The sequence below is a fragment of the Brachybacterium avium genome, from assembly GCF_002216795.1.
Classification (GTDB): Bacteria; Actinomycetota; Actinomycetes; order Actinomycetales; family Dermabacteraceae; genus Brachybacterium; species Brachybacterium avium.
The window spans coordinates 569,446-590,057 of sequence record NZ_CP022316.1 but is presented as its reverse complement, the minus strand read 5'-3'; the positions used below and the strand labels follow the sequence as shown (position 1 = coordinate 590,057).

The 20,612-nt window shown below is 71.0% G+C and carries 18 protein-coding genes and 1 pseudogene; 11 read left to right on the top strand and 8 right to left on the bottom strand.

The window, feature by feature from the left end:
- The first annotated feature begins 34 nt into the window (after positions 1 to 34).
- Positions 35 to 889 carry a phosphotransferase gene (locus tag CFK39_RS02710; protein ID WP_089064170.1) on the top strand — a complete coding sequence of 285 codons (855 nt, stop codon included), beginning with the start codon at positions 35 to 37 and terminating at the stop codon, positions 887 to 889.
- Between the two features lie 23 nt (positions 890 to 912).
- Positions 913 to 1,425 (top strand): class I SAM-dependent methyltransferase, encoded by a 513-nt coding sequence (locus CFK39_RS16395; protein ID WP_172805635.1) that lies wholly within the window; start codon positions 913 to 915, stop codon positions 1,423 to 1,425.
- A gap of 68 nt (positions 1,426 to 1,493) precedes the next feature.
- Here the strand turns inward: CFK39_RS16395 and CFK39_RS02700 are convergent, their stop codons facing one another.
- The 5 genes and pseudogenes from CFK39_RS02700 to CFK39_RS02680 form a co-directional block, all read right to left on the bottom strand.
- The gene (locus CFK39_RS02700) at positions 1,494 to 2,738 is read right to left on the bottom strand and encodes a DUF58 domain-containing protein (protein WP_245822850.1); all 1,245 of its coding nucleotides are present in this window, start codon (positions 2,736 to 2,738) and stop codon (positions 1,494 to 1,496) included.
- 63 nt (positions 2,739 to 2,801) lie between these two features.
- Positions 2,802 to 3,826: pseudogene (locus tag CFK39_RS02695) on the bottom strand (AAA family ATPase).
- The gene (locus CFK39_RS02690; RefSeq protein WP_089064168.1) at positions 3,826 to 5,043 is read right to left on the bottom strand and encodes a DUF4350 domain-containing protein; all 1,218 of its coding nucleotides are present in this window, start codon (positions 5,041 to 5,043) and stop codon (positions 3,826 to 3,828) included. Before CFK39_RS02690 ends, CFK39_RS02695 begins: the two are co-directional and overlap by 1 nt.
- The gene (locus tag CFK39_RS02685; protein ID WP_089064167.1) at positions 5,040 to 5,711 is read right to left on the bottom strand and encodes a DUF4129 domain-containing protein; all 672 of its coding nucleotides are present in this window, start codon (positions 5,709 to 5,711) and stop codon (positions 5,040 to 5,042) included. The genes CFK39_RS02690 and CFK39_RS02685 overlap by 4 nt, the downstream gene beginning before the upstream one ends.
- A complete protein-coding gene (locus CFK39_RS02680) occupies positions 5,708 to 6,856 on the bottom strand; it encodes a glycerophosphoryl diester phosphodiesterase membrane domain-containing protein (protein ID WP_089064166.1) in 1,149 nt (382 codons plus the stop codon). The genes CFK39_RS02685 and CFK39_RS02680 overlap by 4 nt, the downstream gene beginning before the upstream one ends.
- Before the next feature lie 189 nt (positions 6,857 to 7,045).
- Between CFK39_RS02680 and mtrA the strand changes: the two genes are divergently transcribed.
- The 6 genes from mtrA to secA all read left to right on the top strand — a co-directional run bounded on the left by mtrA (position 7,046) and on the right by secA (position 16,184).
- Positions 7,046 to 7,741, top strand: coding sequence for an MtrAB system response regulator MtrA (mtrA, locus tag CFK39_RS02675; protein ID WP_089064165.1), 696 nt, complete (start codon positions 7,046 to 7,048; stop codon positions 7,739 to 7,741).
- A gap of 34 nt (positions 7,742 to 7,775) precedes the next feature.
- Entirely contained in the window at positions 7,776 to 9,491 is a 1,716-nt protein-coding gene (gene mtrB / locus CFK39_RS02670) for an MtrAB system histidine kinase MtrB (RefSeq protein ID WP_089064164.1), read from the top strand.
- Positions 9,488 to 11,191, top strand: a complete 1,704-nt coding sequence (locus tag CFK39_RS02665; RefSeq protein ID WP_089064163.1) for an LpqB family beta-propeller domain-containing protein — start codon at positions 9,488 to 9,490, stop codon at positions 11,189 to 11,191. The genes mtrB and CFK39_RS02665 overlap by 4 nt, the downstream gene beginning before the upstream one ends.
- A gap of 86 nt (positions 11,192 to 11,277) precedes the next feature.
- On the top strand, positions 11,278 to 12,066 hold the full coding sequence (locus CFK39_RS02660; protein ID WP_089064162.1) for a ComF family protein: 789 nt from the start codon (positions 11,278 to 11,280) through the stop codon (positions 12,064 to 12,066).
- A 180-nt stretch (positions 12,067 to 12,246) separates the two neighbouring features.
- Positions 12,247 to 12,906, top strand: coding sequence for a ribosome hibernation-promoting factor, HPF/YfiA family (gene hpf, locus CFK39_RS02655; protein WP_089064161.1), 660 nt, complete (start codon positions 12,247 to 12,249; stop codon positions 12,904 to 12,906).
- 239 nt (positions 12,907 to 13,145) lie between these two features.
- Positions 13,146 to 16,184, top strand: a complete 3,039-nt coding sequence (secA, locus tag CFK39_RS02650) for a preprotein translocase subunit SecA (RefSeq protein ID WP_089064160.1) — start codon at positions 13,146 to 13,148, stop codon at positions 16,182 to 16,184.
- A gap of 1 nt (position 16,185) precedes the next feature.
- On the opposite strand, the gene CFK39_RS02645 is transcribed toward secA, so the two are convergent.
- Together CFK39_RS02645 and CFK39_RS02640 are read right to left on the bottom strand one after the other, a co-directional pair.
- Positions 16,186 to 16,587, bottom strand: coding sequence for an Rv3235 family protein (locus CFK39_RS02645; protein ID WP_089064159.1), 402 nt, complete (start codon positions 16,585 to 16,587; stop codon positions 16,186 to 16,188).
- On the bottom strand, positions 16,584 to 17,459 hold the full coding sequence (locus tag CFK39_RS02640; protein ID WP_089064158.1) for a LysM peptidoglycan-binding domain-containing protein: 876 nt from the start codon (positions 17,457 to 17,459) through the stop codon (positions 16,584 to 16,586). The genes CFK39_RS02645 and CFK39_RS02640 overlap by 4 nt, the downstream gene beginning before the upstream one ends.
- A 215-nt stretch (positions 17,460 to 17,674) precedes the next feature.
- Between CFK39_RS02640 and CFK39_RS02635 the strand changes: the two genes are divergently transcribed.
- The gene (locus CFK39_RS02635) at positions 17,675 to 18,220 is read left to right on the top strand and encodes a hypothetical protein (protein ID WP_089064157.1); all 546 of its coding nucleotides are present in this window, start codon (positions 17,675 to 17,677) and stop codon (positions 18,218 to 18,220) included.
- 47 nt (positions 18,221 to 18,267) lie between these two features.
- Here the strand turns inward: CFK39_RS02635 and CFK39_RS02630 are convergent, their stop codons facing one another.
- The gene (locus CFK39_RS02630) at positions 18,268 to 18,507 is read right to left on the bottom strand and encodes a helix-turn-helix transcriptional regulator (protein WP_089064156.1); all 240 of its coding nucleotides are present in this window, start codon (positions 18,505 to 18,507) and stop codon (positions 18,268 to 18,270) included.
- Between the two features lie 225 nt (positions 18,508 to 18,732).
- Here CFK39_RS02630 and CFK39_RS02625 point away from each other — a divergent pair, with 225 nt between their 5' ends.
- Positions 18,733 to 19,374: an SAF domain-containing protein gene (locus CFK39_RS02625; protein WP_089064155.1), complete on the top strand. Its 642-nt coding sequence runs from the start codon at positions 18,733 to 18,735 to the stop codon at positions 19,372 to 19,374.
- Positions 19,371 to 20,606 carry a CpaE/TadZ family protein gene (locus CFK39_RS02620; protein WP_089064154.1) on the top strand — a complete coding sequence of 412 codons (1,236 nt, stop codon included), beginning with the start codon at positions 19,371 to 19,373 and terminating at the stop codon, positions 20,604 to 20,606. Before CFK39_RS02625 ends, CFK39_RS02620 begins: the two co-directional genes overlap by 4 nt.
- The last annotated feature ends 6 nt before the right edge of the window (positions 20,607 to 20,612 follow it).

The window sequence follows — 20,612 nt, the reverse complement described above, 5'->3', positions numbered from 1 at the left end:
CCAGCTCAGCTGTTGCGGCCGAGGAGTTCCTGACATGACGAGCACACTCGCCGGTCTGCCGCCGGATGTCCTTCCCGCGCTGCGGGAGCGATGGCCGGATCTGCCGTGGCACGGCCTGCGGGAGACCCACGGTGCTTTCCACCACGTGCTGCTGCTCCCGCCCGTCGCAGCGCTTCGGATCCGGACCGGTGACGGGCATGAGGTCGCGACGCGGCGTGAGCATGCCACGGCCGCTGCGCTCGCCGCCGCCGATCTCCCGGTCCCTCGCCCGGTCGCGGACCCGGTGCACACGGACCGCTGGTCAGCGGCCGCCGTGTCCCACGTCGACGGGGTACTGCGGGAGTGGGGCAGCTGGGATGAGGACCGGGCAGGCATCCTGCTGCTGCTCGAGCACTGGGCCGACGTCAGCCGTGCACATCGGGACCTGGCCACGTCCCTGCCCGCCGTCCGCAGCTGGTGCGGGGGCGAGCAGTGGCCCTCGCTCGTCGCTGAGATGACCGCGCACGACCCCGAGATGCGCGACGCTGCGAGGATGCGTGTCGATGCCGTGCTCGAGCTCGAAATGTTCGTGGAGCACTCTGCGGTGCACGGCGACTTCGGCCTCCACAACATCCTGTGGACCGACGACGGCGAAGTGTCCCAGATCGACACCGACCACGCGGCCTGGGCGGACCCGGCCATCGACGTGGCCCCCTTGCTGACGGTCTACGGCGCGCAGCGACTGGCCGCAGATCTGAGCAGCGAACTGGTCGAGCGTGCCGCATCGCATCGCCGCACCCTGTCACTGCAGGTGGCTGCTGCGGCACAGCTGAGCGGAGATCTGCTGTTGCGGGACCATGCCCTGGAGAACTTCCGCAGCAGGATTCGCAGCAGCGATCCCCAGTGGTGAGGGACCGAGGTCGACGGAGCGGGGTGGACAACGGCAGCACCGCCGGCGAGGACACGCGACGCACGGCGATCGACCTGGGGTGCGGGCTCGGCATCGAGGCCCGCTTCCTCGTCGAGAACGGATACGAGGTCCATGCCTATGACGTGGATCCGAGCGTCGTTCCCGCACTGGAGATGCTCGCCGCCGAGCTGCCGGTGCACCCGCAGATCATCGACCTCGCCGAGATCGAGCACCTTCCCGGCGCCGATCTGGTCCTGGCCTGCGCCGCCCTCCCCTTCCTGCGAAGGGATGCCTTCGACGGGATGTGGAGCGCTGTGGTGAAGGCGCTGCGGCCCGGGGCCGTCCTGGCCGTGGACCTCTTCGGCGTGCACGACGACTGGGCGACGACCGAGGGCACCTATCTCTCGCGTGCAGAGGTCGAGAGACTGCTCGAGGGCTTCGAGGTGATCGAGCTGACCGAGGAGCAGCGCGATGGCCGCTCCTTCAGCGGGCCGAAGCACTGGCACACCTTTCGGGTCCTCGCCCGGTGTCCCTGATCCTGTGATGACCCGGACGTGGCAGGGCGGGGGCAGGCGTGGGCCGGTAGCAGAGCTCTGCGGCGTGGTCAGAGCTTCCCGGCGGCCTTGAGGGCGAGGTAGGCGTCGGCCAAGGCCTGCGGGGCGCGGTCGGGCGGAGCATCGACCACATGGGCCCCGACCCGTGTCAGCGCACGGGAGACCCCGGCTCGTTCAGCACGGGCCTGCTCGGCGGCCGCGGCCCGGTACACGGACTCCAGATCACCGCGGCCGGCCGCGAGCTCCTCGAGCGCGGGGTCCGCGACCGAGGTCACCACCAGCGGATGGTCCCTGGCCAGCCTTGCCGCTACCGGCAGCAGCCCGCCGTGGACCACTGCGGCGTCGGCCGGGGTGATCAGCACCACCAGGGAGCCACGGCGGGCGCGTGCGGCGATCGTGCTCGCGGTGAGCTCCCAGTCGGTCTCCACCAGGGCCGGATCCACCGCCGCTGTGGCGGTGACCATGTCGTGGAGCACCGTGGTGCGGGTCGAGCCGATGACGGAGAGATGAGGAATGCGGTCTGCGCAGATCAGATCGACCCGGTCCCCGGCCTGGCCGGCCAGGGCGGTCAACAGCAGCGCCGTGTCGAAGGCCGTGTCCAGCCGGGTCGACTCGCCCAGCCTCGCGGCCGAGTTGCGGGAGGTGTCCACCACGATCAGCACATGACGGTCCCGTTCGGGCCGCCAGGTGCGCACCACCACGCTACGGCGGCGAGCGGTGGCGCGCCAGTCGATCGAGCGCACGTCGTCGCCGTCGACGAAGTCGCGCAGGGAATCGAATTCGGTGCCCTGGCCGCGCTGATGGATGGCGGAGAGCCCCTCGATCTCCCGCAACCGCTGCACGCGCGAGGGCAGATGGCGACGGGAGCCGAAGGGGTGCAGGGCCAGGAGCCGGCCCGGGGCGGCAGCGCGTGCGGTGCGGCGCGCGAGACCGAGCGGACCGCGCGAGGCGATCAGCAGGATCCGCGAGAAGTGCTCGCCTCGGCGGGTCGGGGTGAAGGCCTGCGGGATCGCCCGCCTCTCCTGGGCGGGCAGCCGTAGGGCGGAGCGCTGCGCCTCCAGCCCGGCGGTCGGGTTCCAGGCATCGCGCACCTCGAGCGAGGCGGGACGGGCGGTGGGATTGGTCAGCAGCAGACGGCCGGTGACGGTGTTGCCCAGCCGCACCTGGGTCGGTGCTTCCCGGCGCACTCGGAGTCGGCGCGGGTCGGGGGCGAGCAGTGCATCGGCGAGGACCACCAGCATCCACAGCGCCGCCAGGATCCCCAGCACCCACCACCGGGGCCACAGCACGATCACGGGCAGCGCGAGCAGCGCGACCAGGGCCGCGCGGGGGTCAGCGAGATCCTCATCGGCGTCGCCTCAGCGGGGGACCGGCACGGAGGCGAGGGTCGCGGCGAGCACGGCCTCGACCTGGGTGCCCTCGAGCTCCGCCTCGGTGGTCAGACGCACCCGGTGGGAGAGCGTGGAGGGGGCCATGGTCTTGACGTCGTCGGGGGTGATGAAGTCGCGCCCGGTGAGGTAGGCCCAGGCCCGGGAGGTGCGCAGCAGTGCGATCGCGCCGCGCGGTGAGACGCCGAGGGCGAGGCTCGGGGATCGCCGGGTCGCCCGGCACACGTCGACGATGTACTGCACCACCGGGTCCTCGGCCACCACCTGGGCGACGTCCCGCTGGGCACGGTGCAAGGAGGGGATGTCCGCCACGGCGCGCAGCCCCATAGCGGCCAGGTCGGTGGTGTCGAAGCCGCCCGCGTGGCGGCGCAGCACGTCGACCTCGACCTCGCGCTGCGGCAGCGGCATCACGGCCTTGAGCAGGAACCGGTCCAGCTGCGCCTCGGGCAGCGTGTAGGTGCCGTCGAACTCGATCGGGTTCTGGGTAGCGATCACCAGGAACGGGTCGGGCAGCGGCCGGCTCGCGCCGTCGACGGTCACCTGCCGCTCCTCCATCGCCTCCAGCAGCGCCGACTGGGTCTTCGGGGCGTGCGGTTGATCTCGTCGGCCAGCAGCAGGTTGGTGAACACCGGACCCTCGCGGAAGACGAGATCGCTGGTGGTGTTGTCGTAGATCAGGGAGCCGGTGATGTCACCGGGCATCATGTCCGGCGTGAACTGGACCCTGCGCATGCGCACATCCAGAGCCGCAGCGAGGGAGCGCACCAGCAGCGTCTTGGCCACCCCCGGCACCCCCTCGAGGAGCACGTGCCCGCGGCACAGCAGTGCGACGACGAGGCTGGTCACAGCCGCGTCCTGGCCCACCACCCCCTTGTGGATCTCCGCCGACAGGTGCTGGAGCTGAGCGCGGGTGTCCTGATCCACGTCGGGCTCGGCCGGGGCCGGGGCGTCGGTGGGTTCGAAGGGCGGGACGGCACCCGCAGTGGTGTCGGTCATCAGTCGATCTCCTTCTCGAGACGGTCGAGTTCCTGGGCGAGGCGGACGAGGTCCTGGTCGCGGGGGACGGGCGTGGGGCCGAGCAGGGCGCGCAGCTGCTCCTCAGAACGCTCCACATGCGGCTGGAGCGCCGCGAGCAGACCGTCCAGGGAGGATTCGTGGCGTAGTCCGAGGCGGTCGGCCAGACGGGTGCAGGCGGCGGTGCGCAGCGCATGGGCGGCGTCGTCGCGGGCACCGGCGTGCTGGAGCAGCTGCGCACGGCCCAGCACCAGCTCCTGCGGACGGACCGTGACGGGCAGGGGCTCCAGGACCACCGGGCCGAAGCGTCGGCCGAGGGCCACCAGTGCGATGACGGCCACCAGTGCCAGCCAGAGCAGCAGCGGTCCCGCCCAGTCCGGCAGATATACGAGCGGGGAGAGGGAGGCGGTGCCCATCGGGTCGTTCGCGGACGGGACGTACCAGGTGAGCTCGCCGTCGGCGGCCAGCAGGTTCAGTGCCAGGGCGGCATTGTCGCCGTGCCCGATCCCGTCGTTCGTCAGCAGGTCCGCGCTGCCCAGCACGATCAGCCCGTCGTGCTCGGCCACGAGAACGCCGTCATCGGCGCCGAAGCAGCCCGATGCCCCGTCGAGCGGGCGGTACAGGGTGGCAGCGCCGGCGATCCCATCCTCCGCGGAGGGCAGTTCGAGCACAGCCGCCCGATGTGCGAGGTCCCCGCAGGCGGGCCCTGCCTCGAGCCGGCCGCCGGTGCGCAGCACCCCCGAAGGGACGATCCGCGGCGTGAGGTAGGACAGCGCCACGAAACCGGGCTGGACGAGCACCAGGCGTGCACCGCCGGCCTCGCGGGCCTCGTCCAGGGCGGTGAGCTGGTCGGCGTCGAGGTCATCGGGGGCGGTGATCACGACGGTGCGTCCCTCGCGCAGGGCGGCGGCCGCATCGGCGGTGTGGCGGTCCACGTCGACGTCGACCCCGCGGTCCTCGAGCACCTGCACCACCGCTTTCGAGCCCTGGCCGGTGGGGGCATCGGGCTCGAGGGGGCCGTCGCGGTAGAAGCCGCGCGCGACGGAGGCCAGGAGCGCCGCGATCATCGCGAGCACGATGAGGGTGATCAGCAGCGGATGCCGCCGCTCCGGTGCGGAGCCGGCCGATGACGGGGTGCGCGGGCCCGGGCTCGGCCGGGTCGGGGAGCTCGCAGCCGCCGCGAGGGTGCCGTTGTTCATGTGTCTGCTCCGGCCCCGCTGGCGTGCGCCTCCGCCGGCTCCGTGTCCGAGAGGTCCGGGGCGGATTCAGCGATGTACTCGGCCAGGCGCAGCAGATCGTCGGCCTGCTTGGCGGTGGCGGGGCGATGCGAGTATGCGGCCGTGTCGAAGGCGTCGGCTCCGCGCAGCAGACGTCCCCGCAGCTCGGGGAAGGGGTGCGCGGCGCGATGGGCGGCCTCGTGCGCGGTCATCCCAGCGGTCACCTCCAGCAGGGTGCGCTCCTCGAGATCGCGCACCAGAGCGCGCAGGGCCAGCACGGTGCCGTCGTCGGTGCGGCCCGCCTCGATCGCCTCACGCGCCTCCCGCCGCAGCTGTGACGCACCGGCCACGGGTTCGGCATCGAGCCGGGCGGTGACCGAGAGGGCATGGCTGCGACGGATCAGGCCGGTGCGTCGCAGCACCAGGAAGGTTGCCGCGGCCAGGACGAGCACGAGCAGCACGGCGATGCCGGCCTGCGCGGTGGAGGAGCCGTCGATGCCGTCCAGCACCTCCGTCAGCCAGTGCTCGAGCGCGCCGAGCAGCCACTGGATGAATCCGGGGGAATCGTCGTACTCGGCCTTCGAGAGCTCCTCGAGGATGCGGGCACGGGCCTCGTCCGGGTCCAGGGGCGGCGGCGCAGCGGGAGTCATCGCACACCGTCCCCGTCCCAGGCCTCCCTCGCCCGGCGGAGCAGCTCGACGTCCCAGGCCTCATGGCGCATCCGGCTGTCGGCGTAGATCGCCACGAACCCGGCCGAGAGGAAGGGTGCCAGCAGGAACGTCGCGACGTAGCTGCCGACCATCGAGATGACGGTCAGCGCGATCATGCCCAGCACGATCCCCTCGAGGGCAGAGGCGAGCAGGATGACCAGATAGACGATGAAGGCGACGATCCCGAACACGCTGGCGATCAGCTGCACCGCGAAGGTGTAGATCAGGTACAGCAGCACCGCGGTGCCGAGCACCCTCCACAACCGGCGCCCGCGGGTCAGGGCCAGGCTGCGGCGGATCGCCCCGAACACGCCGACGTCCTCCAGGACCAGCGACGGGATCGCGAGCACCGTGCGCGCCCAGATCCAGAACACGGCCAGCACTCCGAGCAGGACCCCGAGCACCAGTGGCACGACCGTCAGCCAGGACGCTTCCCGGAGCAGGATCACCGGCAGCATCCCGAGCCCGCACAGCACCAGGAAGGCGACCAGGCTCAGCACGCCGATCAGCAGCCCCACGGCGACGGCCGGCAGGCCGCGTCGGCGCATGGACCCCCACATCTGCGCCGTGGAGATGTGACGGCCGACGGCCTCGCCGAGTGCGACCTGCGTCAGCGCCACCGTGACCAGTGACGAGGCCACCAATGTGACGATCATGGTCACCGCGCTGGACAGGATCATCAGCACTGCGTCAGCGGCTGTGGAGAAGCCGGGGGTGCCGGTGACGGCCTCGGGGTCCTCGAACACCGCCTGCATGTCGCCGAGCATCGGGACCATGCTGGCGCCGGTCACGAAGGTGAGGACGACGAAGGCGATGCCGTAGACGGCAGCTGCGACGCCCAGCACGGACCGTGCCCGCAGTCGATAGATCCGTACCGCCGCCCCGAGCACCTCGCCCAGCCCCAGCGGGCGCAGCGGGAACAGAGGCATGGACTGCATCAGCTCGCGGCGAGGACCGCCCGGGTACCGTCCGCCATCGGGGGCGTCGATCCCCGGCGACTGCCCGAAGGGGTCGCCGCCGGGCCCCGCGGACGGGGGCGGGTCCTCGCCGGCCGTCGAGCCGGGGGCGGTCCACGACGTGCTCATCGGTCCTCCTGCTGATCGTCTCTGCCGCCGCGGGGTCCCTCCGGAACCGGACGGGCGCGCACGGAACTCCTGAGGAGACACTACGGAGTCCGGGGACCCGGGCTGATCCGACGAACGTCGAAGACCCTGCGTCTTCCGGACACCCCTGCGGGACGGACCTCCCAGGTCCGAGCCGTCAGCGGTGGCACAATGACCCCCATGACGACGCCTTCACGGATCCTGGTGGTCGATGATGATCAGGCGATCGCCGAGATGGTCGGCATCGTTCTGCGCGGCAAGGGCTACGAGGTCGCCACCTCGCCCGACGGCGCCTCGGCACTGGAGACCTTCCCCCGCCTGCGGCCCGATCTGGTCCTGCTGGACCTCATGCTGCCCGGAATGGACGGCATCGAGGTGTGCCGTCGGCTGCGCCGCGAGTCCGGCGTGCCGATCCTCATGCTCACAGCCCGCACCGACACCGCCGACGTGGTCGAGGGCCTCGAGGCCGGGGCCGACGACTACCTCACCAAGCCGTTCGAGCCGGAGGAGCTGGTGGCGCGGATCAAGGCACGGGTGCGGCGGGTCGAGGAACCCACCACCGAGCAGCTGACCATCGGAGACCTCACCATCGACGTCGACGGGCACGAGGTGCGACGGGGCGAGGAGCTGATCTCGCTGACCCCGCTCGAGTTCGACCTGCTGACCCAGCTGGCCCGCAAGCCGTGGCAGGTGTTCACCCGAGACGTGCTGCTGCGCGACGTGTGGGGTTACCGCCACAGCGCCGACACCCGCCTGGTCAACGTCCATGTCCAGCGGCTGCGCTCGAAGATCGAGCACGACCCGGAGAACCCCGGCATCGTCGTGACCGTGCGCGGTGTCGGCTACCGCGCCGGGGGCGGATCCTGAGAGACCGACGGATCCCGGGAGCGAGGGGCCACCGGTGAGCACACCCCTCGACGACGAGCCCCCGACGAGCGTGCCCGCCGTGCTCGGCGCCGACCCGCGCAGCTGGCCGCTCGCCCTGCGGGTGGTGCTGGTGACGACGCTGCTGTCGATCGTCGCCCTGCTCACCGTCGGCGCATACCTCTCCTCGGTGATCGCCGATGGGCTCTACGACCAGCGTCGCGATCGCGTGCTCGAGGAGACCCTGGAGGTCAGGAGCGACCTCACCGAGACCCTCTCGCAGATCTCGGGTGCGACCAGCACCCAGCAGCAGGACGCGGTCAGCGCCTTCGTCCAGACCGCGGGCGGCCAGGGCGGCGGGGACCGACGGGAGGCGGTGCTGATCCCGGTGGAGACGGCAGGGACCGTCTTCCCGGTGGCATCCTCGGACGGCAGCCTCTTCGCAGAGATCGACGACGAGCTCACGGCCGCCGTCGCGGCCCAACCCGACTCCATGTACTGGCGCTCGATCGGCCGCCAGGACGGCGCGGGCCGCACCCACCCGGCGCTGCTGGTCGGCACCCGGGTGGTCGTGCCGGGCGCGGGCTCCTATGACCTCTACCTCGTCTACTCCCTGGAGGAGGAGCAGGAGACCCTGGCCTTCGTGCAGCGGGTGATCCTGGGTGGCGGGGCGGTGCTGCTGGCCCTGATCGTCGGCATCGCGATCGTCGTCGCGCGGATGGTCACCACGCCGTTGAAGAGGGCGGCGCATGCTGCTGAGCGGATGGCCGCCGGTGACCTCACCAGCCGTGTCGAGGTGGCGGGAGCCGATGAGCTGGCGCGGGTGGGAGAGTCCTTCAACGATATGGCGCGCAGCCTGGAGCAGAAGGTCGACGACCTCACCGAGCTCTCGCACGTCCAGCAGCGTTTCGTCTCCGACGTCTCGCACGAGCTGCGCACCCCGCTGACCACCATCCGGATGGCGTCGTCCGTGCTGGAGGCGCGCAGCGGGGATCTCCCCGGCGAGCTGCGACGCACTGCGGAGCTGCTCTCGGCCCAGGTCCAGCGCTTCGAGGTGCTCCTCGCGGACCTGCTGGAGATCTCCCGCTTCGATGCGGGCGCGGCCGAGCTCGAGGCGCACCGCGAGGACATCGACGCGCTCGTGGAACGATCCCTCGAGGATGTCCGCCTGCTGGCGAGCGACCGGGGCTGCCCGTTGGATGTCCACCTGGCCGGGGATGATGTCGCGGCGGTGGTGGATGCGCGTCGCATCGACCGGATCCTGCGCAATCTGCTCACCAATGCGATCGAGCACGGTGCCGGGCATCCGGTGCTCGTCCAGACCGCCGCCGACGCCGACTCCGTGGCCGTGGTCGTCCAGGACCACGGCCACGGCATCTCCCCGGAGGACGCGGAGCGCGTCTTCGACCGCTTCTGGCGTGCGGACCCCTCGCGGGCCAGGACCATCGGAGGTACCGGGCTGGGCCTGTCGATCTCCGCCGAGGATGCCCGGCTGCACGACGGCTGGCTGCAGGCCTGGGGCCAGGAGGGCGAGGGCGCGGTGTTCCGCCTGACCCTCCCTCGCCGGCCGGGATCCGTCCTGACCCGCTCCCCGCTGCGTCTGGAACGCTCCTTCGACCGGACCGGGGCCGATGCCGCCGTCTCCTCCACCCCCACCGGCGAGATCAGGATCGGTCCGGAGGTGCTCCCCGACCTGGACGAGACCGCGGAGGACCCGATCATCGGACTCGACGGGAAGGCAGGAGAGGGATGAGACCCGCACGACGCGATGTGCTGAGGGCGGCGGGAGCCGCCGCTGTGCTCGGCCTGGGAGCTGCCTGCGCGCGCATCCCCACCGATTCGCCCATCTCGAGCCGGACGCTGACCGGGCAGACCCAGCCCGGAGCGCCCTACGTGCAGGCGCTGCCTCCGGCGGCCGACGCGACCGCCGAGGAGGTCGTCGCCGGTTTCGTGCAGGCGGGTGTCGGTTCCGAGGAGGACTTCGCCGTGGCCCGCGACTACCTCACCGCCGAGGCGACCGCGGCCTGGGACCCCGATGCGATGATCACGATCTATTCCGGGAGCCAGGAGCTGAAGATCACGGAGACCGGGGAGGATCGTCTCTCCATCGTCCTCCAGGCCGTCGCGTTCCTCGATGAGCGCGGGGTGCGCAGCCTGCTGTCGGGCCCCTCGTCCCGCGAGATCGAGGTCTCGATCGAACAGGTCGACGAGCAATGGCGACTGAGCGAGGTGCCCGACGGCATCTTCCTGTCCGAAGCGGCTTTCGAGACGCTGTACAGCCCGGCCCGGCTCTACTTCCTCGACGCCCGCGAGCAGCACCTGGTGCCCGATCACCGCTGGTTCCCCCTCCGTCGCGGTGCCTCCGCCGTGCTCGAGGCCCTGGTGGCCGGACCATCCGGCTTCCTCGAGGGGGCAGTCACGAACCAGGTGCCCCGCACCTCGGGTGTCTCCGAGGCGGCCACCACCACGGGGGTGGACGGCACCGCACAGATCACCGTGCCGACCGCGATCGCGAGCCTGGCCGCCGGGCCCAGGACGCTCGCCCTGTCCCAGCTCGAGGCCTCGCTGCGCTCCCTGCGCTCGCTGACCGGGGTGCACCTGGTGCTGGATGGTCAGGATGTGGTCCTCGACGAGCAGGAACGGGTCGAGCGGGCTCTGCCGGGACACCGGCCGATCGCCGCGGGGCCCACCGGCGTCATCTCCTTGGCCGACATCGGCAGCTCGGTGCCGGCCGTGCAGGTGGTGCCGGCCTTCGCCGAGATCGAGGTGGCCTCCCCGGTGATCGCCCAGGACGGAGTGCTCGCCGCTGCCCTGGACCCGGAGGGGTCCAGCGTCCTGATCGCCACCGTCGACGACTCGCTGCCGCTGCGGGAGGCAGCCACCGGCGGCTCCTTCGTCTCGCCGCGGGTGGACGATGCCGGATACGTGTGGACCTCCACCCGCTCGAACCCCGGGGCGCTGCTCGCCCTGTCCGGCCGAGGACCTGACCTCGACGCGAAGGTCGACGCGCCCTGGCTGACCGGTCGCACGATCCGGGCGCTGGACATCGCGGCCGACGCGACCCGGATGATCGTGCTCTCCTCCGACACCGCCGGGTCCCGCGTCGACCTGTGCGCGGTGGTGCGGGACGCCGAGGGGGTTCCCGCCTCGCTCACCGATCCGCGACCTCTGCGCACCTTCCTCGACGACGTCACCGAGGTCGTCTGGTACGACGAGCTGGCCCTGCTGATGCTCGGCACGGAGCCCACAGCAGCGGAGCGGAGGGCGCAGATCCTCGACTTCTCCAGCGGGCAGGAGTCGTTGCCCGCTCTCGCCCCCGGCACCGACCGCATCGCCGGGTCCGTGGTAGCTGATGCGGTGTGGGCCGGCACCGTCGACGACCAGCTGCTGCGCAGCGACGGGGAGGGCTGGACCGCCGTCGAGCAGAAGGGCCACGACCCCTCGTTCTACTGACGGGGACCGATCCTCCCCACCAGCGGGCGATCCACCGAGATCCCGGATCCGCTCGGCGATCGGCCCGGACGTGCTGAGATCCGGGGATGGCACAGGATGAGGGACCGAGTTCGCCGCTGCGCGAGGTGATCGCCCAGACCTGCGCGCTCCTCGCCCCACGGCAGTGCCCCTGCGGCGAAGAGGGCACGTGGCTGTGCCGACGCTGCGCATCGCTGCTGGATGCGGAGCCCCGCCGCGTCGAGAGCAGCTGCGACGCCCTGCAGGTGCTCACCGCTGCTCGTGTCCGTCAGGAGCGGCGCGGCGAGCTCAGCCTGCCGGCCGGGGTGGATCACACCCCGCTGCTGCCGGTGCTGGCGCTGGGAGAGTACGCCGGGGATCTGCAGCGCCTGGTGCTGGCATGGAAGAACGGCGGGATGCTGCACCTCGGGCCGCGGATCGCGCCGGCGCTGGCTCCCGCCGTCACCCAGCTCTCCGCCGCCGCGGGGGTCGCTGCGCCAGGCCTGGTCCCCGTGCCGTCCCGACGCAGCGCGCGGCTGCGCCGCGGTGAGGACCACACCGCAGAGCTGGTGCGTGCGATCGAGCGCAACGATGCCGGGCGCGCCCTGCTGGTGAGTGCTCGGCCCACCACGGCCCAGGACGGGCAGGGAGCCCGGCAGCGACGCAACCGGCGCATACAGCTGCGGGGACGTCGTGCGCGCGCCGCCGGTCGCCGGGCGCAGCCGGTGATCATCGTCGACGATGTCGTCACCACAGGGTCGACCCTGCGCGGGATGCACGCGGCGCTGTCCGAGGCGGGCATGGAGGTTCTCGGTGCGGTGGTCGTCGCCGCGGCACGGATGCCGTCACCGGGGACGGACCTCGACAGCGGGGCGTGAGGTCCGGACCGAGGGGGTCGGAGGACGGATGGGCAGAAAACTTCCAGAGAATCGTGGCATGCTTGTGCCACTCGCCACATCAGGGCGGGACCCCCTTCCACAGGAGGTGCGACACCCAGCCGAAGAGCCATCGCGGCCGGGCTCAGACCGGCCGCATCCTGATAGGAGGAGAACCCACTCATGGAGATCAATGTCGTCGGACGCCACATGGACGTCCCGGATCGATTCCGTCGTCATCTCACCGACAAGCTCGACAAGGTCACCCAGCTCGCCCCCGCGGCCCTCCGCGTGGATGTCGAGATCTCACAGGAGAAGAATCCCAGGCAGGCTGAGCTCAGCGACCGGGTGGAGCTCACCGTGCACGAGAACGGCTCTGTGATCCGCTCCGAGGCGCGAGCGGACGATCTCTACGGGGCGCTGGACATCGCCTATGGCAAACTCCTCGAACGACTCCGGCGCGCCCGTGACCGTCGCAAGGATCACCGTCGGGGACGCGACCGCTCTCACCCGGGTGCGGGCGCGAGTCTGCGCACGATGCCTGCCGATCAGGATCTGCCCGCCGCGCTCCAGGAGGCGCCGCCGGAGGCCGTGGACGAGCCGGGGGAGGCCGCCGACGGCAACGAGATCGATCTGGCGGATGCCGGCACCCCCGTCGTCATCCGGAAGAAGTCCCACCCCGCCAAGCCGATGAGCATCGACGACGCGCTCAACCGGATGGAGCTCGTGGGTCACGACTTCTTCCTCTTCGTCGACGCCGAGTCCGGCAACCCGAGGGTGGTCTACCGCCGCAAGGGCTGGAACTACGGGGTCATCGAGCTCGAGTCCGATCTGACCGCCTGATCTCACTGCCCGGACCCGGGGCGGGAGGAGCGCAGCAGCCTTCTCCCGCCCCTTGTCGTGCCGGCCCCGCAGGGACCACCGGCCGAGGCGGCGGTGTGCGCCGAGCAGTGGATCGCCCTGCGATGAGCGCACGCGGGGTGATGATGCGCGCCGGTGGTCACCAACGGGGACGGCGACGCTTACGATGGGTCAGGCACCAGCCGCCCTCGAGGGCGGACACGCGATCTACGGGAGCACGAGTGGTCAACCTCTTCGACAAGATCCTGCGCGCCGGCGAAGGCCGGGAACTGCGCAGGCTCGAAGCCATCGCCCAGCGAGTGGGAGAGGCGGAGGACGTCTTCACGGAGCTCACCGACGAGGAGCTCCGCGCCGAGACGGACCACTTCAAGAAGCGGCTCGAGGACGGCGAGACCCTCGACGACATCCTGGTCGAGGCCTTCGCCGCAGTGCGCGAGGCAGCTCAGCGCACCCTGGGCCAGCGCCCCTACGACGTGCAGGTGATGGGCGGTACCGCACTGCATCGCGGACGCATCGCCGAGATGAAGACCGGTGAGGGCAAGACCCTGGTCGCGACGCTGCCGGCGTACCTCAACGCACTGGCGGGCAAGGGCGTGCACATCATCACCGTGAACGACTATCTCGCCGGCTACCAGAGCGACCTGATGGGTCGGGTCTTCCGATTCCTGGGCCTGACCACGGCTGTCATCAAGTCGGGGATGACCCCGGAGGAGCGCCGGCAGCAGTACGCCGCGGATATCACCTACGGCACGAACAACGAGTTCGGCTTCGACTACCTGCGCGACAACATGTCGTTGAAGCCCGAGGACCGGGTCCAGCGCGGTCACTTCTTCGCGATCGTCGACGAGGTCGACTCGATCCTCATCGACGAGGCCCGCACTCCGCTGATCATCTCCGGGCCCGGGTCCGGGGACGCCAACAAGTGGTTCAGCGAGTTCGCGAAGGTCGTGGGGCTGCTGCGCAAGGACCGCGACTACGAGGTCGACGAGAAGAAGCGCACCGTCGGCGTGCTCGAGGCCGGTATCGACAAGGTCGAGGACCACCTGGGCATCGAGAACCTCTACGAGTCGCTGAACACGCCGCTGATCGGCTTCCTCAACAACGCCATCAAGGCGAAGGAGCTGTTCAAGCGCGACAAGGACTACGTGGTCCTCAACGGTGAGGTGATGATCGTCGACGAGCACACCGGCCGCATCCTGGCCGGGCGCCGCTACAACGAGGGCATGCACCAGGCGATCGAGGCCAAGGAGGGGGTGAAGATCAAGGCGGAGAACCAGACCCTCGCCACGATCACCCTCCAGAACTACTTCAAGCTCTACGAGAAGCTCTCCGGCATGACCGGCACCGCCGAGACCGAGGCCGCCGAGTTCATGAACACCTACTCCCTCGGGGTGGTGCCGATCCCCACGCACCGGCCGATGCAGCGTGAGGACCAGCCTGATCGGATCTACCGCACCGAGAAGGCGAAGTTCGACGCGGTCGTCGAGGACATCGTCGAGCGGCATGAGGTGGGACAGCCCGTGCTGGTGGGCACCACCAGCGTCGAGAAGTCCGAGTATCTGGGCAAGCTGCTGACCGCCCAGGGCGTGGAGCACGAGGTGCTCAACGCCAAGAACCACGCCGGTGAAGCGGCGATCGTGGCGATGGCCGGGGCCAAGGGCGCCGTCACGGTCGCCACCAACATGGCTGGGCGCGGTACGGACATCATGCTCGGCGGCAACGTCGAGTTCATGGCCCATGCCGAGCTCGAGAAGCGGGGCCTTGACGCCGAGGAGGACCAGGAGGCGTATGAGGCCGCCTGGGACCAGGAGCTCGAGCGGGCCAAGGAGGCCGTGGCCGAGCAGCACGACGAGGTGGTCGAGGTCGGTGGCCTGTACGTGCTGGGCACCGAGCGGCACGAGTCCCGTCGCATCGACAACCAGCTGCGCGGCCGCTCCGGCCGCCAGGGCGACCCGGGGGAGTCCCGCTTCTACCTCTCGCTCCAGGACGACCTGATGCGTCTGTTCAACTCCGGGGCGGCGGAGTCGCTGCTGGCCCGGGGCGGGGTGGAGGAATCGATCCCGCTCACCGGCCGCATGGTCACCGGCGCGATCCAGCGGGCGCAGAACTCCATCGAGTCCCGCAACGCTGAGATCCGCAAGAACGTGCTGAAGTACGACGATGTGCTGACCAAACAGCGCAAGAAGTTCTACGAGGAGCGGTCCCGGATCCTCGAGGGCGAGGAGCTCGACGAACATATCGAGCGCTTCATCGACGAGGTCATCGGCGGCACCGTCGATGCGCACACCCGTGGCAAGCCCGCCGAGGACGTGGATCTCGACGAGCTCTGGGGTGCCCTGCGCCCGGCGTACCCGGTCTCGCTGACCGCTGAGGAGCTCATCGAAGAGGTGGGCGGCAAGGAGAACCTCGAGGCAGGTGTCCTCAAGGAGGAGATCCTGGCCGACGCACGCGTCGCCTACGAGAAGCGTCGCGCGGAGATCGGCGAGGAGGGGCTGCGGCAGCTGCAGCGCCGCGTGCTGCTGTCGGTCCTGGATCGCCGCTGGCGCGAGCACCTCTACGAGATGGACTATCTCAAGGAGGGCATCGGACTGCGGGCGATGGCTCAGCGCGATCCGCTCATCGAGTACGAGCGCGAGGGCCACCTCATGTTCAACGACATGATGGCCGGGGTGAAGGAGGACGTGGTCGGCTACGTCTATCACCTCGAGGTCCAGGTCGAGAAGGCCGAACCCGTGGTGCCGAAGGCCGTCAGCGATCTGCTGCGCAGCACGAACAGGTCTGCGCTCGGCGCGAGCGCGGCTGCCGCTGCGGCCTCCTCGACGAAGGACTCCGCCGGCGGCGCTGCGAAGGCCGACACGGCAGCAGAGGGCGACGTCGAGGCGAGCGGTGACACCGACGCGAAGGGCAGCGCCGACGTGCAGGACGACACCACGGTTGCCGAAGAGAGCGCGGTCTCGACGGAGGCTGCGGAAGAAGCGGACGCCGATCAGCTCGCTGAGGAGAACTCGGTGCGGCTGCGAGCCAAGGGGCTGGACGATGGTCCCGCCGGGCAGCAGCTGAGATACTCCTCCGCTGACGGCAGCGGGGTCCAGGATGCCGCGACGCTGTCTCGCGCCCAGCGCCGTCAGCGTGCCCGCCTTCAGCCGGGCGGGACCGCTGCTGGCGCGGCGCAGGACAAGGTGCAGGACAAGCCCGAAGGGGCACCCCAGGGCGCTGGCCAGAACCGGGCTCAGCGCCGGAATAAGCGTCGAGGACGCTGAGTCAGCCGATCTCCAGCACCGTGACCCGCCAGCCCGTGTGCCGGAGCTCCCAGCGCATGGCGAGGAACCGGGCGCGATCCGGCTCGCGCAGCACACAGCTGGCCTCGACCGTGTGGTCGTTGACCACGCACAGGCGCACACCGGTCACCGACAGCTGACGCGGCGGCGCATAGCCGGTGGTGGCACGCAGACGACGGGTCAGCGCGGCGCGACGCGCGAGGTGCTGCCCGACCTCCGGGGTGACCAGGCGCGCCAGGGAGTTCTCGGGGCGCATGTCACGGATGATCTCCACGGCGCGCCGGGCGACCGGTGCCACCAGCGGCTCGACCGTGCGTGGATCGTCAGGGGTGACGGCGACGCTGCGGGGGCCTAAGTGCGCGGGACGCTGATCGGTGGTGGTCATGACATGTCCTCGGTGGTCAGAGCGGTGGGGACGGTGAGCTCCTGCCCGGGGAGGAGCTGATCGGGGTCATCGCCGATCACGTCTCGGTTGGTGTCGTGGAGCAGCGGCCAGGTGGCGGCGATCTCCGCGGGGTCCGAGTCTCCGGGCCCCAGCAGCCCGTCCGCGATGCTCCACAGGCTGTCGCCCTGATGGACGATGACGGTGCGCACCAGATCAGATCCCGAATTGTTCGGGCCCGGGTCTGCGGCGGGCTTCCCCGCGACAGCGGCCTCGGCGGCGGCGCCGGTCGTGCTCGGGCCAGTGCTGCCGCCCCAGCCGAGCGGGGGCAGGGGAGCGCCGGGGTCTGGGCCCGTCACTTGCTGATCGTCGCTGGCCGGAGCGGCGGCTTCCGGGGCGGGGTCGGTCGGCGGCAGCTCGGTCGAGAACAGCTCCGCCGGTTGGGAGGCGGGAATCGGGTCGGCGTCCGCACCGGTCAGGTCGGGATGCTGGGAGGCCAGCCCGGGGGCGAGTGTCAGGGCCGTGGCGGCGGTGGCGACCGCCGCCCCGCTGGCGAGCCGCCGCGCGAGCCGGGGGGCGAGGACACGCAGCAGGCCCAGCAGGGCAGCGCCGGTGCGGCTGGCCGGTCCGGCCAGCATGATCGTCGTCGCCAGGCACCAGATGAGGGCGAGGTAGAGGCAGAGCATCGTGCCGATCCCGGCCACGCCGAGCAGCACCCAGATGATCAGGGCCTCGGACCCGTGGGACGTCGGCGACAGCTCACGGAGCGATCCGAACGATGCCCCCATGGCGAATGCGCAGGCGCCGGCGACCACCGCACCCAGCAGGCTCGCTCCCGGCCGGGGCGCGGCCGGTGTCGAAGTGATGTCGGGCATGGGTCCCCCTGGGTCGTGCCCCGACCGCACAGCAACATCACCGCGCGCATTGAGGCAGTTTGATCGAGTTTGATGGTGTTCACTGTCTGTCCATGCAAACTAGTCGTATGTGACGAGCTTCGCAATGGGAGTCCTGCGTCGTGTGGACGAGGCGGCTATGAGGAGGAGGCATCGCCGCCGAGCTCTCGCAGCCGCCGGACATCTACAGTGGAGGCATGCGATTCGAGCGGATCTTCGAGGACCTCGAGGGCCAGTTCGCCCATCACCAGCAGGAGGAGGTGCGGGCGGTCTCTGAGGACCTCACCCGTGCTGAGCAGGCTCAGCTGACCATCGCCGATCGGCTGCGCGGCGCACAGGGGCTTGGGCTGACGCTGCATCTCGCCGCCGGATTCCGGGTCAGCGGCGTGGTGCGCGAGGTGGGGGCGGAGTGGGTCGCGCTCGCGGCGCGCAGCGGCGCTCGCAGTGCGGTGATCCCTCTGGCAGCGATCGCCATGGTGGAGGGTCTGCCCTCCCGGGCACGGCTCGTCGAGGATTCACTGCGCTCACCGTTGGGGCTCGGCTCGGTCCTGCGGGAGATCGCCCGGGACCGCGCCGTGGTGCGCCTGGAGGCCTCCGGCGGCTCCGTGATCGGTCGGATCGCCGCGGTCGGCGCCGACGCGCTGGACATCAGCTCGTTGCCGACGGGGGAATCGACCACGGTGCCGGGCTCCGCACGGATCACCGTGGCATTCTCTGCGCTCCAGGCCGTGCAGCTGCGCTGAACCGCTGGAAGGTCGATGCGCCGCGGCCGCTCACGAGGTGGCGGGCTTCAGGCGCCGCCGTCGGCCTTCGTCCGCTCCTGATGGCGCTCCTGCTCGAGGTAGTTCGCCGTGGCCTTGTAGCTGCGCTGGATGTACGACTCGATCTCCGAGGTCTCCACCCGCCACTGGCCGCGGCCGCCGACCTTGATCGCCCGCAGTTCACCGGACCGCACCAGGGCATACGCCTGGGAAGCAGAGATGGAGAGCATCTCCGCGACGTCGCTGAGCGGCACGAAACGTGGGGGCATCGACGGTCCTTCCATTCGTTCAGACCCGTGGCATGGATGCGGCCAGTCTCTCATCCCCACCCGCATCGGCGTCACGGCTGTGGACGACGGCATGGCCCTCACCGGCTCTGCCCCGGGGCCGAAGTTCTCCACAATGTCGCGCTTCGCCCCCATCGGAGCCGGAGCTGACGTAGCCTCCCGTCAGATCCGGGCCGTATCGGCCGAGGCGACGGGGAGGAGCCGACTGTGGGGGCCACCGCAGCGATGATGAGACTGCGCAAGCCGCGTTGGAAGGACCCGCGGCTGATCGTCGGGATCGTCCTCGTCGTGGCGAGCGTGCTGATGGGGTCCGTGCTGGTCTCGCGACTGTCCGAGACCACCTCCGTGCTCGTCGCCCGCTCGGCGATCGTGCCGGGCGATCCGATCACCGTCGATGATCTGGTGGCGGTCGATCTGCGCCTGGGGGAGCAGACGGACCGCTATATCGGCACCGTTGAGGCGATCCCGGAGGGGGCCGTGGCCCTGCGCACCATCCGGGCTGGTGAGCTGGTGCCGATATCCGCCGTCGGCCAGTCCGCGGAGGTGCCGCTGCGCCCCGTGGTGATCCCGGTCGGTGCGGCAGTGGCCGAGTCCGTCGTGCCGGGGGCGACGGTCGAGCTCTGGCATACCGCCCCGGCCGCGGAGAAGGGGGCGGAGGCGCAGGCGCGGCTGCTGGTGCCGGACGCGGTGGTGCGCCGCATCGATGAAGGCAGCTCGCTCGGGATGCGGGAGATGTCGGTCGAGCTGCTGGTGCCCAGCGACAAGCTCGACGAGGTGCTCGAGGTGCTCTCTCAGGAGGAGCGCCTGGACGTCATCGGGGTCCCCGGGGCCCACGGGATCGCGCCGTGATCGACATCGTCCTGTGCGCCTCTGGCGGTGACGAGGTGCGCATCGTGCACGACCTCGCGACGGATCGCCACCCCGCTGCGAGGGTGGTGCGCCGCTGCGCGGATCTCGCCGAGACGCTCGCGGTCACTGCCGCCGGCATCGGAGACGTGGTCCTCATCGATGTCACCGTCCGGGGGTTGGGCCGCGACGTGCTCTCGGCGCTGCTCCGCGATGCGGCGGTGGTGGGGATGCGGCCGACGGACGCGCCGGAGGGCACCGCGCTCGGCCTGCGCCACGTGGTGCCTGCCGGGGCGCCTGTCGAGGAGATCCTCACTGCGATCGAGGCGGCCGTCCTCGGAGAACAGGCGGACACCGAGGCCTGGGTCCAGGAGGCGCAGGTCGCAGAGCCCGGGGCCGGAGGCCGCCTGGTCGCGGTCTGGGGCCCGGCGGGAGCGCCGGGACGTTCGACGATCGCGGTGAACCTCGCGGCCGAGGCTGCGGCAGCCGGCCGGGAGACGATCCTGGTGGACGCGGATACCTACGGCCCCGCCCAGAGCCAGATGCTGGGAGTGCTGGACGAGGCCCCGGGACTGGTCGCGGCCGCCCGGGCCCATGACCGCGACACCCTGGACGAGGAGACCATGGAGTCTCTGCTGCCGCAGGTCCAGCCGCGGCTTCGGCTGCTCAGCGGGATCGGCGTTCCCGGGCGCTGGGCGGAACTGCGGCGCACCACGCTCGACGGGGTGTGGGGAGCGCTGGCAGGTCGCGGGGACCTGGTGATCGTCGACGTCGCCTCCGTGCTCGAGGAGGACGAGGAGCTCAGCTACGACACCGCCGCACCGCAGCGGAACGCTGCGGCCATCAGCGCGCTCGAAGCCGCGGATGCGGTGATCGCCGTGGTCGCAGCGGATCCGGTGAGCATCACGCGGCTGTTGCGCGACCAGGCCCGGTTGGAGGAGCTCGGTGTCACCGACCTTCATGTCATCGTCAACCGGGTGGGTGCCCCGGTGCCGGGGGATCGCCTGCGGGAGCTGATCACCTCCCGGATGTCACTGACCTCCCTGCACCTGCTCCCGGATGATCCCGGCTCCTGCCGTGCCGCGGCGTGGGATGGCGCGCTGCTGGCCGAGTCCGCGCCCCGTTCCGCACTGCGCCGGGGGCTGAGGGACCTCGCTGCATCCCCTGCCCTCCAGGGCGAGGATCCCGCCGCCTCGATGCCCGGGCTCGAAGAGCGCGCGCGGCAGAGCCGGTGAGAGGAT

What these genes read in the sequence shown, in the direction of transcription:
- CFK39_RS02690 (WP_089064168.1), bottom strand. Translation starts at nt 5,043, where the DNA reads ATGAACAACGGCACCCTCGCGGCGGCTGCGAGCTCCCCGACCCGGCCG.
- CFK39_RS02645 (WP_089064159.1), bottom strand. Translation starts at nt 16,587, where the DNA reads ATGACCACCACCGATCAGCGTCCCGCGCACTTAGGCCCCCGCAGCGTC.
- CFK39_RS02660 (WP_089064162.1), top strand. Translation starts at nt 11,278, where the DNA reads ATGGCACAGGATGAGGGACCGAGTTCGCCGCTGCGCGAGGTGATCGCC.
- CFK39_RS02635 (WP_089064157.1), top strand. Translation starts at nt 17,675, where the DNA reads ATGCGATTCGAGCGGATCTTCGAGGACCTCGAGGGCCAGTTCGCCCAT.
- hpf (WP_089064161.1), top strand. Translation starts at nt 12,247, where the DNA reads ATGGAGATCAATGTCGTCGGACGCCACATGGACGTCCCGGATCGATTC.
- CFK39_RS02630 (WP_089064156.1), bottom strand. Translation starts at nt 18,507, where the DNA reads ATGCCCCCACGTTTCGTGCCGCTCAGCGACGTCGCGGAGATGCTCTCC.
- CFK39_RS02685 (WP_089064167.1), bottom strand. Translation starts at nt 5,711, where the DNA reads ATGACTCCCGCTGCGCCGCCGCCCCTGGACCCGGACGAGGCCCGTGCC.
- CFK39_RS02640 (WP_089064158.1), bottom strand. Translation starts at nt 17,459, where the DNA reads ATGCCCGACATCACTTCGACACCGGCCGCGCCCCGGCCGGGAGCGAGC.
- CFK39_RS02665 (WP_089064163.1), top strand. Translation starts at nt 9,488, where the DNA reads ATGAGACCCGCACGACGCGATGTGCTGAGGGCGGCGGGAGCCGCCGCT.
- CFK39_RS02710 (WP_089064170.1), top strand. Translation starts at nt 35, where the DNA reads ATGACGAGCACACTCGCCGGTCTGCCGCCGGATGTCCTTCCCGCGCTG.
- mtrA (WP_089064165.1), top strand. Translation starts at nt 7,046, where the DNA reads ATGACCCCCATGACGACGCCTTCACGGATCCTGGTGGTCGATGATGAT.
- CFK39_RS02680 (WP_089064166.1), bottom strand. Translation starts at nt 6,856, where the DNA reads ATGAGCACGTCGTGGACCGCCCCCGGCTCGACGGCCGGCGAGGACCCG.